Here is a 15,684-nt window from a genome sequence, read left to right on the forward strand (position 1 = left end):
ATGATTCCGGTAACGCAGATGCTGACCAGTCGCTTCAGTTCTCAGTTCAGTTCGACTGCCGCGGCTGCATCGACCGGCGATCCTTCGATTGCTACGGAAGCACGGCCGTCCGGTCCAAGCGGAATATCGCCAACAAGCGTTGTCCGGTACAACTGCCGGTCGAATTCAAGATCGAATATATCCGAAGGTGCAAGATGCGCGGTTGACCGGTTGTCCCAGAACGCGACGCTGCCCTTTTCCCATTTGAAGCGCACCGTGAACTCCGGACGCGTCACGTGCTCCCAGAGCAAATCGAGAAGCGCCTGGCTTTCGCGCGGGGTCAGGCAAACAATGCTCTTGAGAAAGCTCGGGCTGACATAAAGCGCTCTCTCGCCCGTTTCCGGATGCACACGCACGAGCGGATGCTCACTCACCAGCGAGCGCTCTTTCACTGCCTGTTCGAATGCGTCCGTTGCGCTAGCGCCAACGGGCGCCGTGAACCGATGAATCCCGCGCAAGCCATCGATGAAACCGCGCAGCGGCGCCGATAATTTTTCATAGGCCACGACGAGATTCGTCCATTGCGTATCGCCGCCATACGGCGGAATTGTCACACCTCGAAGGATCGATGCAAACGGCGGATTGACGGCGGCGGTGACGTCCGTATGCCAGCCTGTCCAAGGCCGCAATAACGGCTGTCCTTCAAAACGCGTCGCCTTTCGAAACTTGGAGATGGAGTAGATCTCGCGATGACCTTCCACATGGCCGAAGACCGGATGTCCAAGGGTCGGCTTGCCAAACTGCGCGGAAAACGCCACATGCTGCTCGTGGGTCAGGAATTGCTCGCGAAAGAACACAACGCGCCACTTCAGCAGCGCAGCGCGAATTGCGGCGACGTGTTCGGCGGCAAGTGGCCGGGTCAGATCCACACCGTGAATCTCCGCGCCTATATGCGCGGATAGCGGAACTACCTTGATGCCGTTCGTATTTATTGCCCGCGCTGCGCTCATCGCGTTTCTCCTTTGATGGGAATCTGCCTCGAACACTCGGCCTGCGAATTCTCCGATAAAAGTTTCGATCATTGCTGCATCAAAACACGCGCCCTTCGGTCAGATGAGTCGTGTCGCCGTTCAACTGGTAATCGCCAATCACACGTGCCTTGTGTAGCAGTGGGTTATGGCTGAAAAGCGTTCGCAGGTTGCGCCAATGTCGATCGAAGTTATGTACGCGGGAAGTCGCCGATGCGCCGCCCGCCTCGAACAGACGTTCTCCCGCGTGCAGCGCGAGTTTGCTGACCACGATCTGCGTCTTCGCCGTGGCGAGCGCGCCTTGCAGCACGAGCGCCTCGGCGTTGTCGCTGTGATTGCGAATGGCATCGGCTGAACGATCGAGCACGCGAGCATTCTGCTGTACCAGCGCATCGATTGCGTGACTGTGAGCCGCCAGATCGCCCACCACTTGCTGGATGAAGTAATCCGTACGTGCTGATTCGGCTGGACTGTGCAGCACGGGGCGCCCGTGCTTGATCACGTAATGTTCGGCGTCTGCGACCACATTGCGCACGATGCCGGCTGCGGTCGCGACCAGATGCAGTTGCCGGAGTGCGCCGCCGTGTCTGCCGGCAAGCGTGGTAGAGCCGCGTTGCATGACTTCGTGCGCGAAGACTTGTACGTTTTCGAGGACCAGGCTACCGCTGGCTGTCATTCGCTGGCCCATGCCGTCCCAGTCGTCGAGAATGTGCACGCCCTCCCGGTTGACGGGAATGATGACGCTGACGGATTCGTTCTCTTCGTTTTGGAGGTTGATGCGTGCAAAGTCTGAGAACGCGGTTCCAGTCGAATAATATTTCTTGCCATTCACGCGAAAGTGGTCGCCGTCGCGGCGCAATACGGTACCGATTTCGCCGGGGCGCGACGTACCGCGCTCGGTTGAGGCGCCGCCGAAGATTGCGCCTTCCAGTACGCGGCGGATTTGTTTGTCGTTGAATTCCGATCTTGGCGAGATCAATAGCGACTCGGTCATGTCGAAGTGAATACGCAATGCGTGCGCGACATTGGACTCTTTTGCGGCGAGTGTGGCGATCACTTCGAACAAGTCTTGCAGTGAGCCGCCGAGGCCGCCCCATTCCGCCGGAATACGCAACAAGCCGAGGCCGGATTTTCTGAACTTGGTGAAGCCGTCGAATGGTAGTTCGCGCCGTGATTCGCGCGCGGCGCTGTCTTTGCCGATCTCGTTTGCCAGTGCTGGCAGGTTGGCCAATGCGGCATGGAGCCGAGATGTCGAGGCGGCTGCCTGCACTGATGTCATGCGTTCATTCCTTGAGTGATGTGCGCCAGGCGCAGACGGCGGGAGCAGGAAACTTGTCTTGAAGCATCAAAGTATAGAGATGCTATTCACGGTTCAAAACGACTGATTCCGGATAATGTTATCGACGCGCCTGGATTGGACGGCGCGTCGGGGGCTAAAAGTGCAACCCCAAAAATTTTGGCGATTGGTACGCTAAGCATTTGAACTAGCCCGAGACCGCTGGTGGCGAAGCGTGTGGATGTAGGAATACGGAAGGGAAGGGTTTCAGGTGCCGGTGGTTATGGCGGCAACGGTTCTACTTAAGGACCAAAAACGTCAAGACTGCACGCTGGGGACACTTAAGAATTAGCGGTTGAAAGGCGTTTTCTTTGCTTCGTTTCTTTGTCGCCGAAGGACCAAGAAATGAAGTCCCGCCACGGACAGTGGCTAACAGTGCTAAAAATATCAACGAACAACGAACGCGCGAAGACCCAAAGAGCAGCAACTCCAAACGCCCAAAGCTACTCCGGCGACGCAACAACAGCCCCACCCCCCGCTTGCGCACGAAGCCCAACAACTCCCTGACGCCTCATCAAAACCCGACTAGCGAAAGCATCAAGCGCCGTACACAAGACGAGATAAAGAGCCCCGACAAACAAAAAGACCTGCACTGGATAGATCATCAACCGGCTATTGACCTGATTCGCGAGAAACGCGAGCTCCGGCACCCCGACGATATACGCCAATGACGTATCCTTAACAAGCGACACCCACTGATTAACAAACGACGGCGCCATGATCCGAACCGCTTGCGGCAGCAACACGTACCGCATGGATTGCCAGCGTGTGAGCCCAAGCGACAATCCAGCCTGAGCCTGCCCGTCCCCCACCGCGACAATGCCTGCATGAACCGAATGCGACAGATACGCGCCGCCGATCAGCGCAAGCGCCGCGACCACCGTCGCGAGGCCCGGCACATCGACGTGAAGCAAGACCGGCAATAGAAAGAAGGTCCAGAAAATCAGCATCAATACGGGTATGGCGCGAAAGAACCCGATCAACGCGAGCAGGATCGTATGAATCACGCCACGCGTCATGGCAAGTCCAATACCGCCTGCCAGCCCGAGCGCAGCCGACAACACGGCCGAAATCGCGGCCATCACGAGCGTCAAAGACGCCCCGCCCAGCGGCCCGTTTGGAAAAGAGCCCACAAGCAAATATGGCACGTTCGCGAGAATGGCGGAGAAGGCGTCGCTCATCGGCGCACCACGCCGCGCGCACCGCTGCGCTGAATTACGATAAGCGCCACTTCCAGCATGGCGATAGTCAATATATAAAGCACGGTTGCGGCGCCAAATGCCTGAAACGTCTTGAAGGTTTCGGTATCGACCTGACGAGATGAATACGACAGCTCCGCCAATCCGATCGCCATGGTCAGCGACGAATTCTTCACGATATTCATGTACTGCCCGAACAATGGCGGCGTTGCGATCCTGACCGCTTGCGGCAGGATCACATGGAAGAACGCGGCGAGCGGAGTCAGTCCAAGGGCCGCTGCCGCATTATGCTGCCCGGATGGAACGCCTGATAATCCGGATCGAAACTCCTCGCCAATGAACGTGGTCGAATAGCAGGTCAGGCCGATCCATCCCGCCACGAATTCGAAAGACGGCCAATGCAATCTGAGTCCGCCAATATCTGCAACATGGGGCGTATTCAGCCAGGTCATGGTCGCATCGGGCAGCAGAGTTGCCACGCCAAAATACCAGAACAGCAACTGCACGATCAGTGGCGAATTGCGAAACACCAGGACATAAAGCGCGGCGGCACGGCGCAAAGGCGCCGCACGCGAAGTGCGGGCAAGCGCCAGCAAGCAACCGCAACCGGTCGCCGCGACGATCACCAGCACCGACAACCCAAGCGTCATGCCGAAGCCCTGAAGCAGCCATGTCAGGTATTTGGGCGCGAGCCATCCGTTCATCGGAATCATCAGCTAGCAACACACGAATGGAAAGTTTACATGGCACGCCCGGTTCGACCGTTTGCGGTCGAACCGGTCTTCGTCAGACGCGCCGCGATCAGCTCTTTTGCGGATCACCGATCTTGAACAAACGTGGCAACGGTGCGGCGCTTTTCGGTCCGAACCACTGATCATAAATGTGACCGGCCGAACCATTTGCTTCAAGACCCTTGAGCGTGTCATTGACAAAGCTCAGCAGGCGCGGCTCACCCTTAGGAACGCCCACGCCTTCATAGTCGTTCGATATGGTGAAGGCCGGAATTTCGTATTTGTCGCGATCCGGCACGTTGGCAAGCAAGCCCACGAGCTTCGGGCCGTCCTGCGTGATCGCCTGCACATTGCCCGTTCGAAGCGCAGCGAATGCGAAAGGTGTGTCGTCGTATGCCACGATGGTCGCGCGCGGGAACTGGGTGCGGACCTGTTGCTCGTTCGTGGTCCCCTTGTCGGCGCCGATGCGCAGATCGTTCAATTGCTCCGGCGACTTGAGCGTGCCTTTCTTGGCGATGAACTGCGTGCCCGAGGCGAAGTACGGCGTGCTGAAATCGACTTCCTTCTTGCGTTCATCGGTGATGGTGAAGTTGGCGAACACCAGATCCACTTTCTTCGATGTCAGGAACGCAATGCGGTTGGCAGGATTGGTCGGCTGGATCTCGAGTTTGACGCCAAGCTTGTCGGCGACGGCCTTGGCGTAGTCCACGTCGAGTCCGACAATCTTGTTGGTCTTCGGATCAACGAAACCGAATGGCGGATTGCTGTCGAAGGTAGCGACGCGGAGCACGCCGGATTTCTTGATGTCGTCGAGGCGGTCAGCGTGAGCGACGCTCGATATCAATAGCAATGACCCCGTAAGAGCCGCGGCGAGAAGTTTGATTTTCATTATGGTTTGATCTGCGGAAATTGTTTGGGCGAGAAATGCGGTGCAGCGCGTGGGATGCACGCCGTCAATTTAGCAGCGCGTCGGGCTTGTGCGAACCATCGATTCGTGGGGTGCTAAGCGGCGGTTGGAATAATCGGATTGGGGTTCGTTCGCACTTGGGGGTTAGAGGGTAGTTTGTGTTGGGGTTGTTGCTGTTTAGGTCTTCGCGCGGTTTGTTTTATCTGTCATTTTTAGCACTGTTAGCCACTATCCGTGGCGGGACTTCATTTCTTTTTCCAACGGCGAAAAAGAAACGAAGCAAAGAAAACGCCTTTCAACCGCTAATTCTTAAGTGGACCAAGCGTGCAGTTTCATCTGCTTGGGACTTCAAAAGAACCGTTGTCGCCATAACTACCAACACCTGAAACCCTTCCCCTCCGTATCCCTACATCCACACGCTTCGCCACCAGTGTTCTCGGGCTAGTCCACGCGCGCCCAACCCGTTCTCTTCCCCTCATTCAAATGCGGCGTCAATCGGAACCCGGTATCCCACCGCAAGCCTGTTTGTCTCGTTCGCCATTCCAACCACTGCCATCAATTCGCCAAACATTTCGTCCGTCATGCCCGCGCGGCGCGCCGCCGCCGAATGACTCGCCACGCAATAACCACAGTTATTCGTCACACTCACCGCCACATACAACAACTCCTTGATCAGCGAATCAAGCGCACCCGGCGCCATGACATCTTTCACGCTGTCCCACGTACGCGCCAGCGTAGGAGGATGCTGCGCCACGAACTTCCAGAAATTATTGACGTCCGGCACGCCCCGCTTCTCCTTTATGTCATCGTAAACAGCCCTTACTTCAGGCGAAGCCTCAGCATATTCAACAGGTTTCATCTGGCTCATCAATCCTCCGATAATAAGAAAATGCTTTGACGAATTTTCCAGGTAACGCTCGACTAATATATACAAAACAAACAACTCTGGATAAAATGTCCAGCATGAAAGACCTCTCGCGCAAACGTCCTCCGCCCAACTCCGAGCAGGAATCGCTCGTCGAGCAAATCAAGCAGATCGCCCAAGGACTCGGCGCAACCTTCGCACCCTTTTGTGAAATCGTCGTGCACGACCTGCGAACGCCCGAACACTCCATTCTTGCCATTCACAATAATCTCTCTGGCAGAGAAGTTGGTGATCCTGCAACGGAACTCGGGCTTGCGCGCATCGCGGACAAAAATTATCCCCAGGTGCTCGCCAATTACACCAACCAGTTTGCCGATGGCCGGCGCGCGAAGAGCACATCAGTCGGCATCAAGGACTCAAAGGGGCATTACATTGCTGCGCTCTGCCTGAACATCGACGTTACGCTGTTTCGTAGCATACAGGACATCCTGAATCAGTTTTGCAGCGCAAACGGCGCGGCCATAAAAGAGTCGCTCGATCCGGCCAATGCGGAAACAATACGAGAGCGGATCGACCAGTTCGCAATCAGTCTTGCAACCACGCCGCAGTCGCTCAAGACAGAACAACGGCGCACCTTGATGCAGGAACTCAAGGAAGCCGGATACCTCGAAGTGCGCCGGTCCATGGAGATCATCGCGCAGCATCTGGGCGTGTCGCGGGCCACGGTCTATAACGACACGAAATGAAATGCAGGTATTTTTTCCAGCCGGTCCGTAACCCGTTGAGTGAACCTTTCCTATGAATACACTGACCCTTCCCACTTTCGATGACGTTCTCGCCGCCGCGGCGCGCATCGAGGGTTATGCACATAAAACGCCAGTCTTTACGTCGAAGACGGTCAATGAAGAACTTGGCGCCGAAGTCTTCTTCAAGTGCGAAAACCTGCAGCGAATGGGCGCATTCAAGTTTCGCGGCGCATTCAACGCGTTATCCAGATTCGACGAACACCAGCGGCGCGCAGGCGTGGTCGCTTTCTCGTCCGGCAATCATGCGCAGGCCATCGCATTGGCCGCAAAGCTGCTCGGCATGCCCGCCACGATCATCATGCCGCACGACGCCCCGGTGGCGAAAGTGGCGGCCACCAAGGGTTATGGCGGCAACGTCGTGATCTATGACCGCTACACAGAAGACCGCGAGCAGATCGGGCGCGAGCTTGCCGGCAAACACGGCCTGACGCTTATTCCGCCCTACGATCATCCTGACGTCATCGCCGGACAGGGTACCGCCGCCAAGGAACTCTTCGAGGAAACCGGTCCGCTCGACGCCCTTTTCGCGCCCCTCGGCGGTGGCGGACTGATCTCCGGTTCGGCGCTCGCCACGCGCGCGTTGTCGCCGGATTGCGCGGTGTATGCAGTCGAGCCCGAAGCGGGAAACGACGGGCAGCAGTCGTTCCGCTCGGGTTCCATCGTGCATATCGAAACACCCAAGACCATCGCCGATGGCGCGCAAACCCAGCATCTGGGCAACTACACTTTTCCGATCATCCGTCGCGACGTGACCGACGTATTGACGGCGAGCGACGCGGAACTCATCGACTGCATGCGTTTCTTTGCGTCCCGCATGAAGCTGATTGTCGAGCCGACCGGTTGCCTTGGTTTCGCGGCGGCAAGACAGATGAAAGCCAGTTTGAAAGGCAAACGCGTTGGCATCATACTGAGCGGCGGCAATGTCGATCTGGACCGGTTCAGCGAGTTGATGCTGCAACACTAGAACCGTTCTATCATGCCCGCCTGCACACCACGCACCGGCGCGCCCGGATACGCTACGGGCAATCCGGTCACGTTCACGCCTCGCAATACGAACTGCGCGTTGCCGCGGTTTTCCAGATCCGCAGCGGTGAAATAAAGAACCACGGAACGCGACAGCGTGTATTCGAACGCCACGCTGAACTGATCGGCGTTGTTGCCCTGGCCGCTGCGATCGCGCGCATGAGCGAATCCCAGCGACGCGCGAGCCTGGGTCGATAAATCCCACGAAGCAGATATCGACACACCGTCGTCGTGATAACGCGGACTGCCCCCGTCGCCGTTGAAGATGGCTGCGTATGCGTGCACCGGCCCGAACAGATACGAGACGCCCCCGAAATTGGCGCGCAAGCTGGCGTCGCCGTGCGTTTGCTGCCGGGCATACGAGAGGCGCAACTTGTCGAGCGAATAGTTCGCCGTCACGTAGTAACCGCCTATGCCATTGCCGTCGCCCGGATCGCGCAATGCGTACATGCCAGTGACATCGAAACCGGCAATGGTTGGCGAGATCCACGTGAACGCGTTGTCCGTGTAGGGCGTGATCTTCGAAAGATTGTTCAGGCCCGAGCCGATCGTGCCCGCGCCGAATGCGTCGAGTCCGCCCTTGAACGGTATGTAGAGCGGCGAGTATTGGCGGCCGAAGCGCGTCTGCCCCCAGGGCGCGTCAAAGCCGACCCAGGCTTGCCGGTTGAAAATGCTGCCCGGAGTGTCGAGACTGCCGTTGGTCGAACCAAAGCCATTCTCCAGGTCGAAGATCACGCTGGTTCCTGCGTCTATCGGTTCGTTTCCTCGCAACCCGACGCGCGATCCTCGATATGCACCGGAGTCCATGCGCGTGGTCCAGCCGTTGCCCGGATTCGTGACTTCTATGCTTGTATCGATCGTGCCGTAAAGCGTGACCGTGCCCTGCGCATGCGCCGCGCCGGCAGCCGCGAGAACGAGCGGCACGCACGACAGCCCGGGTTTGAAGATGCGCAAGCAGCGAGCCGCCGCGTGGTGCCGGGGACAAAGGTTCATCGTGGTCGAAACGGGTCCGTGGCGTGGAATGCGCAACTTTAACAGCCGTGCCACGACAACCAAAAAGCAGTCGCCGCGCTCAAGCTGCGTGAACGTCGCCCGGCATTCGCAGATGAAGCGCCTCGGTTGCATCGTCCGCTGGAAACATGGATTCGATCCGCAGTTCCTCGGCGGCGACCGTTTGCGGCGTGCCAACGGTCGTGACCATGGAAAAGTAATTGAGCGTTGTACCGTCTTTCATGAAACTGATGGGAATGACGGGCATAGTGCGCGTGGCCGGTCCTGCATCAAGCATGTCAGGCGATTCCCAGCCGCTTTTCGCTCCGGGATAGGCAAGCAGATCGGCTAGCAGCTCACGGGTCTTTTCATCGACAACCCGCCCGACCGATTCGCGATGCACACGCTGGATCAGGCTCTTCGCCACCGCGTCCCAGTTCGCGATGAACGGCCGCATGCCGTTTGGATCGAACATCAGGTGCAACATGTTGCGCGGGCTCTTGCGCGCGTTCAGATCGATGAAACCGTTAAAGAAGCGCGGCGCGGCGTCGTTGGGCAGAAGCACATTCCAGTAGCGGTCCATGACGACCGCCGGAAACGGCTCGTGCTGTTTCAACATGCGCGCGAGCGCACGCGTGACGCTCTGCATCTCGTCAGCGTCCCACGCGCCTTCCGAATAAATGGGCGCGAAGCCCGCCGCAAGCAACAACGTGTTGCGCTCCCGAAGCGGAATGTCGAGCGCCTGTGCAAGGTTGATAACTGTCTGGCGGCTCGGCGCGCTCCGGCCGCTTTCAATGAAACTCACATGCCGCTGCGATATCCCGGCATCGAGCGACAGATCGAACTGGCTCCTGCCGCGCGTGCTTCGCCATTGGCGCAGCAGCGTGCCAAGTTCGGTAACGGGTTTCGTGGTGCGAGGCGAGGGCTTCATCGGAGATTCGTTCAATGCGAGACTCGGTTGAAAAGCTCGGTTAGCAAGAATACGTCCAAACCCACTGGGCATCTCGCGCATGACCCCGCGCGAGCGGGATCATGCATGTGCTCCAGGGTTTATGCAGGAACCCAGGCCTGAGCCTTGAAGCGATCCTCGACCGGCGTGCCCGCCATGTTGGTTGTTGTTGCAGCCATGGTCGACACGCCAATGCTCGTGATCACCTCGAAGATCTGAAGCGGAGAATATCCAGCCGATGTAAACCGCTCGATGTCCTCCTCACTTACATTGCCCGGTTTCTTGATTAGCGCCTGGCTCATGCCCGAAAGCGCCGCGTATTTCGGATCGGCCGGCAATTTCCCGGCGCGGATGGCGTTGACATCGGCCTCGTCCATGCCGTCTTCGAGCGCAAAGGTGGAGTGGGCCGCGACCGTCCACGGACACTTGATGGTGACTGCGTTCGTCAGCAACAAGGTCTGTTTCTCGCACTCGTCCAGACTTCCGCTGTGAAAACTTCCGAAGCTGCCTGCAAAGCCATTGAGCAAGACCGGGTTGGCGGCCATTGTCGCCATGACGTTCGGCAGGAAGCCGAATTTCTTGACGAGGGCCGCGAGTGTCGGCCTGGATTGTTCGGGTGCCGATTCAACTGTATGAAGAGAAAAATGATGCATTGCCAGCTCCTTTGAAAGATGTAAAAACGACCGCCTTTGCGCTCTGATGCTCAGCGCCGCGCCAGGCGATGACTCTCATCTTAGGGAGCGCCCGAATATGTTCAATTACCTCCGATGTAATGAGGCAGCGATTATCGGCGATGCCGCCGCACGCTTGTCAGCGAGAGCGTTGATCTACATCAACGGATGAACGTGGCGGGCTCATAGACTTTTTTGCAGGCACCGCCTACCGAACCGATGGCAGCGCGAAGCCCTCGGCTCACTCACCAACGGAGTTCTTCCGATGAGCTATACAAGCATCCTGGTCCAGCTCGACACGAGCTCACGTTCCCCGGCACGCCTGAGCTTTGCGTTGCGGCTTGCCCGGCAATATGGCGCACATCTCACGGGCGTGCTGTCGTGCTTCACGCCGGACCCGCGCACGTTCTACGTCATGGCCGGATATTCCGAGTACTACGAGGACCATCGCACTCTCCGCCAGGAACGCCATAACGCGCTTGAACAGGCCTTTCACGCGGAACTGGGAAATGCGGGTGTTACGGGAAGCTGGGTCGAAAGTACCGGCGATCCGACCAATGACGTGGTACGTCTCGCCCGACGTGTGGATCTCGTCATTGCCGGCCAGGAAGATCCGAACGATCCGGAGTCGTTTATCGCCGATCACTTTCCGGAAACCCTCGTGATGGAAGCAGGCCGGCCGGTGCTCTTCTATCCGTACGCAGGCGAATTCGATACATTCGGCGCAAACGCACTGGTTGCGTGGAACGGCAGCCGCGAGGCCGTGCGCGCGGTGCATGACGCATTACCGCTGCTGAAACGCGCCACGCGGACCACCGTGGTGACGGTCGACGAGCCCCGCGACACGACGCGCGGCAACCGTATTCCCGGCGCCGACATTGCACTCGTCCTCGCCCGGCATAACGTCAAAGCGGACGTGGTCCAGCTTGACCGGATCGACCGGGCAGAGAACACGCCAGCCGGGCGACTGTTGCTTTCGCAGGCATCGCAACTGGGCGCGGATCTGATCGTGATGGGCGCTTACGGTCATTCCCGCTGGCAGGAACTGGTCATGGGCGGCGCCACGCGCAGCATGTTCCAGTCAATGACCGTGCCTGTACTGATGTCGCATTGATCACAGGAACAATACCCATGTATAAGCGAATTCTCGCGCCAGTCGATGGCAGCGAAACGTCCGCGCGCGCCCTTGACGCCGCGATCGAACTGGCGCGCGAGCACAACGCGGAGTTAAGACCGGTCTATGTGGTCGATGTCCCGCCGCTGTCATATTCCAGCGTGGCGTTCGATCCCGTGCCGGTGCGCGCCGCTTTCGTCGAGGAAGGCAAGCACGTGCTGGCCGATGCCGCCGCGAAGATGCGCCGCGGGGGCATTGAAGACAGCAAGGGCTCGACCAGCCTGATTGAAGTCGAGCCGCTTCGCGACGACATCGCGCAGCGCATCGAGCATGCCGCAGTAGATTTCGAGGCCGATCTCGTGGTGATGGGCACGCATGGACGGCGCGGCTGGCGGCGGCTCGTCCTCGGCAGCGTCGCCGAGCACTTCGTGCGCATTTCGACGCGGCCGGTGCTGCTGATCCCGCATGATTCGCCCCCGCAAAAGGAACCGGACGCCACGGGAGCAACACCGTGAGCTACAAGACCGTCCTTGTACATATAGATGACAGCCGGCGCAGTCACACGCGGGTCGACTTCGCTGTCGATCTCGCCCTCAAGCACAATGCGCATCTGATCGGCTTGTACGTGGTCTGCCAGGACGCGCTGCGGCCCTTCCTGAACGTGGAAGAAAGCCTCAACCTCGCGGTCCAGGAGGCACAGGCGAGAGCGCGCCTTGAACGGGCGCACGACCATTTTCTCTCGGCGACCCGCCTGTCCGGTTGCACATCGGAATGGCGCGCACCCATCGGGCCGCCCGCCGATACCGCGATCCTCCACGCGCGCCACGCCGATGTGATCGTCCTTGGCCAGCCGGATCCGGCGGACCCGGCTGCGTACATTGGCAAGCATTTCCCCGAAGACCTCGTGATGAGCAGCGGGCGGCCGGCAATCCTGCTTCCGTATGCCGGCCGCATCGAACGTTTTGGCGAGACAGTGCTCATTGCGTGGGACGGCAGCCGGGCTGCGGCACGCGCGGTAGCGGACGCCCTTCCCGTTCTCCGGCTTGCACATTCAGTGCAGATCGTGACCATCGAGCAGCCTCGCGCCACGAGCGATGAAAGCGCCAGAACGCCGGAGCGCGCCGGACACGCGCTCGCCGCCTACCTCGGGCACCACCGGGTGCGGGCCGGCGTTTTATCGATTCCGCACGTGTGGGGCGTGAGCACGGGCGCGGCCCTGCTCAATGTGCTGGCCGATACCAGCGCGGGACTTTTGGTGCTCGGAGCGTACGGACATGCGCGGTTTCAGGAACGCGTTCTCGGCGGCGTTACCCGAACTTTGTTAAAAAGTATGACCGCAGCCGTGCTAATGTCCCATTAACGAGACATTAACGTCTCATTAATGTCTCGTTAATGTCGACTCGACGTCCCAAGAACCAGTGTTGCGCGCGTGACTCAGTGTCCGTGCGCAATTCTTAATGCCCGCTATTTCGCGGGCATCTTTTTACCGTCCGCGAGCCCCGTTCGGACGGGAAACCCGACGCGCGCAACTTTTCCCCGAACGCACTGAAGAAGATTTCCTGCAATGACCCGTGTCCTGATAGCCGATGACCATGCGCTCGTTCGCGACGGACTGCGCCATATCCTCGACCGCGCAAGCGGCGTGGAGGTGGCGGGCGAAGCCAGCGACGGCGCCACGACCCTCGCAATGATCCGCGACACCACGGCGGACGTGCTCGTCCTCGACCTGTCCATGCCAGGGCGCAACGGCGTTGAACTGCTCAAGCAGATCAAGGACGAAAAACCGGCGCTGCGCGTGCTGGTCCTGACCATGCACGCCGAACAGCAATACGCGGTACGCGCGTTCAGAGCCGGTGCGTCGGGTTATCTGACGAAGGAAAGCGCGAGCGCCGAACTGGTCGCGGCGGTGAACAAGATTGCATCGGGCGGCGTGTACGTGAGCCTGACAATGGCCGAACGGCTTGCGCAAAGTCTGAACGAGCACGGCGACGACCTGCCGCATCATCGTCTTTCGGACCGCGAGTTCGAGGTATTCCGGCGCATCGCGGGCGGCGAAACGATCACGCAGATCGCCCAGGCGCTGTCGGTCAGCGCCAAGACCATCAGCACCTACAAGACCCGGATTCTCGACAAGATGCAGATGCCGCATGACGCAGCGCTGATTCGCTACGCCGTGCGGCACAAGCTCTTCGAAGACGACCACGAAACCTGAGCGCCACAGTCTGGCGTTCACGTTTTTGTAGTCCATTTCCTACATGAATTCTTGAATACCTACATTGTCTGACGCCGCTCGCTGATTTTATTTTGAGACAGAGTGGACCATACTCCCTCACTGAGCGTCGGCCGATTCCGGGGTCATCGACTCACGTCGGCAAGCACCCCATCGATCAGCCGCTGAATCTTCTGCGCGACACACCCGTGGCGCGTACCGATGCGCGCGTTGGACACTGCACCGTATGAATTGCCGCGCAAACGCATTGATGCAAACACCACTCACGGAAGACGTCATGACTTCAGCGACTGCTTGCGCATCTTCAGTTGCGAGCCCGCCACCTTCGGCTCGCACGGCACGTCCGGCCGTTCCCGGCTTTTCGCCAAGTTCCCGCCCCGATACACGTTGCTCCGCCTGTTCGCTGCACGCCATCTGCATGCCGACGCAACTGAGCGAGGCCGAACTTGGCAGGCTCGATGCGATCATCTGCTCGACACGGCTCGTGCGGCGCGGCGAGACGCTGTACCGGACCGGCGACGCGTTCAAGAGCATCTATGCCGTACGCACCGGATGCTTCAAGACGGTTATTGCGCATCGTGACGGACAAGAGCAGGTGACAGGTTTCCACATTGCGGGCGAGCCGTTGGGTCTCGACGGTGTTTGCTCCGACGAGCAAAACTGCGACGCGGTCGCGCTCGAGGACAGCAAGGTCTGCGTGATCCCCTTCGATCTGCTCGAAGAGCTTTGCCACGACATCAAGGCCATGCAGCAGCACGTGCACCGGATGATGAGCGGCGAGATAGTACGGGAGTCCGGGCTGATGATGATGCTTGGCACCATGACCGCCGAGCAGCGTCTCGCCACGTTCCTCATGAATCTTTCGTCGCGTATGAAAGCACGCGGTTATTCGGCGGCAGAATTCAATCTGCGCATGACCCGCGAGGAGATCGGCAGTTATCTCGGGTTGAAACTCGAGACCGTGAGCCGGATGTTTTCGAAGCTGCAAAAGCAACGGATCGTGGATACGAACGGCAAGCAGATCCGGATTATCGATAGCGAGCGGCTCGCCGAAGTCTGATCAGCCGCGCGCAGGTCCCGGCCTGCCATGCCGATGGCGGAACACATGCCCCTGAATTACCTGCGCAGCTTCACGCGGCCCGAACGCACCGACCAGAGCAACCGGCGTCTCGGGCGTTGCCTGGCCTTCATAGCCGGCGCGGCGAATGCCGGCGGCTTTATCGCCGTCGGTCAATATACGTCCCATATGTCGGGCGTGGTGTCGGCGCTCGCCGATAACCTGTCGCTTGGCGAAACCGGTCTTGTCGTGGCCGGCCTGAGTTCGCTTCTGGCCTTCATGACCGGGGCCGCCACGTCCGCGATCATGATCAACTGGGGCCGGCGGCGCGGCGCGCAAAGCGAATACGCGTTGCCCTTGCTGCTGGAAGCCGCATTGCTGCTCTTCTTCGGCTTGCTCGGCGCCAACCTGGAACAGGACCGGATCCTGTTCGTGCCGGCGACCGTCGCGCTGCTCTGCTTTGTCATGGGCCTGCAGAACGCGATGATCACCAAGATTTCGAAGGCGGAAATCCGCACCACGCACATGACTGGGCTCGTGACGGATGTGGGTATAGAACTGGGCAAGCTCGTGTACTGGAACGCAACCAAAGATGCGCCCGGCATGAAGGCGGTGAAGGCCGACCGCGCGAAGCTCGCGCTACTGGCGTCGCTGCTCGGGATGTTTTTTATCGGCGGGATTGCGGGCGCGATGGGATTCAAATACGTGGGTTTCGTCGCAACCATTCCACTTTCCGCCATGCTTGTCATGCTGGCGGTCGTGCCGCTGGTCGACGATCTGGTCGGCCAGCGGCGCTGAT

Annotated in this window: 17 protein-coding genes; 8 read left to right on the forward strand and 9 right to left on the reverse strand. The window is 59.2% G+C overall.

From position 1 onward, the window contains the following. Positions 1 to 41: 41 nt before the first annotated feature. From AWB64_RS21015 to AWB64_RS21040, 6 genes are all read right to left on the reverse strand, one after another. The gene (locus tag AWB64_RS21015) at positions 42 to 989 is read right to left on the reverse strand and encodes a TauD/TfdA dioxygenase family protein (protein ID WP_060857354.1); all 948 of its coding nucleotides are present in this window, start codon (positions 987 to 989) and stop codon (positions 42 to 44) included. Between the two features lie 79 nt (positions 990 to 1,068). After that, positions 1,069 to 2,286, reverse strand: coding sequence for an acyl-CoA dehydrogenase family protein (locus AWB64_RS21020; RefSeq protein ID WP_060857355.1), 1,218 nt, complete (start codon positions 2,284 to 2,286; stop codon positions 1,069 to 1,071). A 500-nt stretch (positions 2,287 to 2,786) separates the two neighbouring features. After that, positions 2,787 to 3,524 carry an amino acid ABC transporter permease gene (locus AWB64_RS21025; RefSeq protein WP_060857356.1) on the reverse strand — a complete coding sequence of 246 codons (738 nt, stop codon included), beginning with the start codon at positions 3,522 to 3,524 and terminating at the stop codon, positions 2,787 to 2,789. After that, positions 3,521 to 4,246: an amino acid ABC transporter permease gene (locus tag AWB64_RS21030; protein WP_060857413.1), complete on the reverse strand. Its 726-nt coding sequence runs from the start codon at positions 4,244 to 4,246 to the stop codon at positions 3,521 to 3,523. The genes AWB64_RS21025 and AWB64_RS21030 overlap by 4 nt, the downstream gene beginning before the upstream one ends. 97 nt (positions 4,247 to 4,343) lie before the next feature. Further along, the gene (locus tag AWB64_RS21035; RefSeq protein ID WP_060857357.1) at positions 4,344 to 5,162 is read right to left on the reverse strand and encodes an ABC transporter substrate-binding protein; all 819 of its coding nucleotides are present in this window, start codon (positions 5,160 to 5,162) and stop codon (positions 4,344 to 4,346) included. 493 nt (positions 5,163 to 5,655) lie between these two features. Continuing rightward, on the reverse strand, positions 5,656 to 6,048 hold the full coding sequence (locus tag AWB64_RS21040; protein ID WP_060857358.1) for a carboxymuconolactone decarboxylase family protein: 393 nt from the start codon (positions 6,046 to 6,048) through the stop codon (positions 5,656 to 5,658). 86 nt (positions 6,049 to 6,134) lie between these two features. Between AWB64_RS21040 and AWB64_RS21045 the strand changes: the two genes are divergently transcribed. Both AWB64_RS21045 and AWB64_RS21050 read left to right on the forward strand, forming a co-directional pair. Then, complete coding sequence (locus AWB64_RS21045; RefSeq protein WP_374728642.1) at positions 6,135 to 6,791, forward strand: helix-turn-helix transcriptional regulator; 657 nt, start codon at positions 6,135 to 6,137, stop codon at positions 6,789 to 6,791. 52 nt (positions 6,792 to 6,843) lie between these two features. Beyond that, positions 6,844 to 7,815: a threo-3-hydroxy-L-aspartate ammonia-lyase gene (locus AWB64_RS21050; protein ID WP_060857359.1), complete on the forward strand. Its 972-nt coding sequence runs from the start codon at positions 6,844 to 6,846 to the stop codon at positions 7,813 to 7,815. Here AWB64_RS21050 and AWB64_RS21055 read toward each other — a convergent pair. From AWB64_RS21055 to AWB64_RS21065, 3 genes are all read right to left on the reverse strand, one after another. Then, positions 7,812 to 8,867: a porin gene (locus AWB64_RS21055; RefSeq protein WP_060857415.1), complete on the reverse strand. Its 1,056-nt coding sequence runs from the start codon at positions 8,865 to 8,867 to the stop codon at positions 7,812 to 7,814. The two genes, AWB64_RS21050 and AWB64_RS21055, sit on opposite strands and share 4 nt — an antisense overlap. A 79-nt stretch (positions 8,868 to 8,946) precedes the next feature. Beyond that, complete coding sequence (locus AWB64_RS21060) at positions 8,947 to 9,795, reverse strand: helix-turn-helix domain-containing protein (RefSeq protein WP_060857360.1); 849 nt, start codon at positions 9,793 to 9,795, stop codon at positions 8,947 to 8,949. 119 nt (positions 9,796 to 9,914) lie between these two features. Next, on the reverse strand, positions 9,915 to 10,466 hold the full coding sequence (locus tag AWB64_RS21065) for a carboxymuconolactone decarboxylase family protein (RefSeq protein ID WP_060857361.1): 552 nt from the start codon (positions 10,464 to 10,466) through the stop codon (positions 9,915 to 9,917). A 283-nt stretch (positions 10,467 to 10,749) separates the two neighbouring features. On the opposite strand from AWB64_RS21065, the gene AWB64_RS21070 reads away from it, so the two are divergent. From AWB64_RS21070 to AWB64_RS21095, 6 genes are all read left to right on the forward strand, one after another. After that, positions 10,750 to 11,598: a universal stress protein gene (locus tag AWB64_RS21070; protein ID WP_060857362.1), complete on the forward strand. Its 849-nt coding sequence runs from the start codon at positions 10,750 to 10,752 to the stop codon at positions 11,596 to 11,598. Positions 11,599 to 11,615: 17 nt separating this feature from the next. Beyond that, positions 11,616 to 12,113: a universal stress protein gene (locus AWB64_RS21075; protein WP_060857363.1), complete on the forward strand. Its 498-nt coding sequence runs from the start codon at positions 11,616 to 11,618 to the stop codon at positions 12,111 to 12,113. Further along, complete coding sequence (locus AWB64_RS21080) at positions 12,110 to 12,958, forward strand: universal stress protein (RefSeq protein WP_060857364.1); 849 nt, start codon at positions 12,110 to 12,112, stop codon at positions 12,956 to 12,958. Before AWB64_RS21075 ends, AWB64_RS21080 begins: the two co-directional genes overlap by 4 nt. 204 nt (positions 12,959 to 13,162) lie before the next feature. Then, a complete protein-coding gene (locus tag AWB64_RS21085) occupies positions 13,163 to 13,810 on the forward strand; it encodes a response regulator (RefSeq protein WP_060857365.1) in 648 nt (215 codons plus the stop codon). 295 nt (positions 13,811 to 14,105) lie between these two features. Further along, a complete protein-coding gene (gene fnr / locus AWB64_RS21090; RefSeq protein ID WP_060857366.1) occupies positions 14,106 to 14,888 on the forward strand; it encodes a fumarate/nitrate reduction transcriptional regulator Fnr in 783 nt (260 codons plus the stop codon). A 45-nt stretch (positions 14,889 to 14,933) separates the two neighbouring features. Beyond that, a complete protein-coding gene (locus tag AWB64_RS21095) occupies positions 14,934 to 15,683 on the forward strand; it encodes a YoaK family protein (RefSeq protein WP_060857367.1) in 750 nt (249 codons plus the stop codon). Position 15,684: the final 1 nt, after the last annotated feature.

The sequence above is a fragment of the Caballeronia sordidicola genome (genome assembly GCF_001544455.2).
GTDB lineage: Bacteria > Pseudomonadota > Gammaproteobacteria > Burkholderiales > Burkholderiaceae > Caballeronia > Caballeronia sordidicola.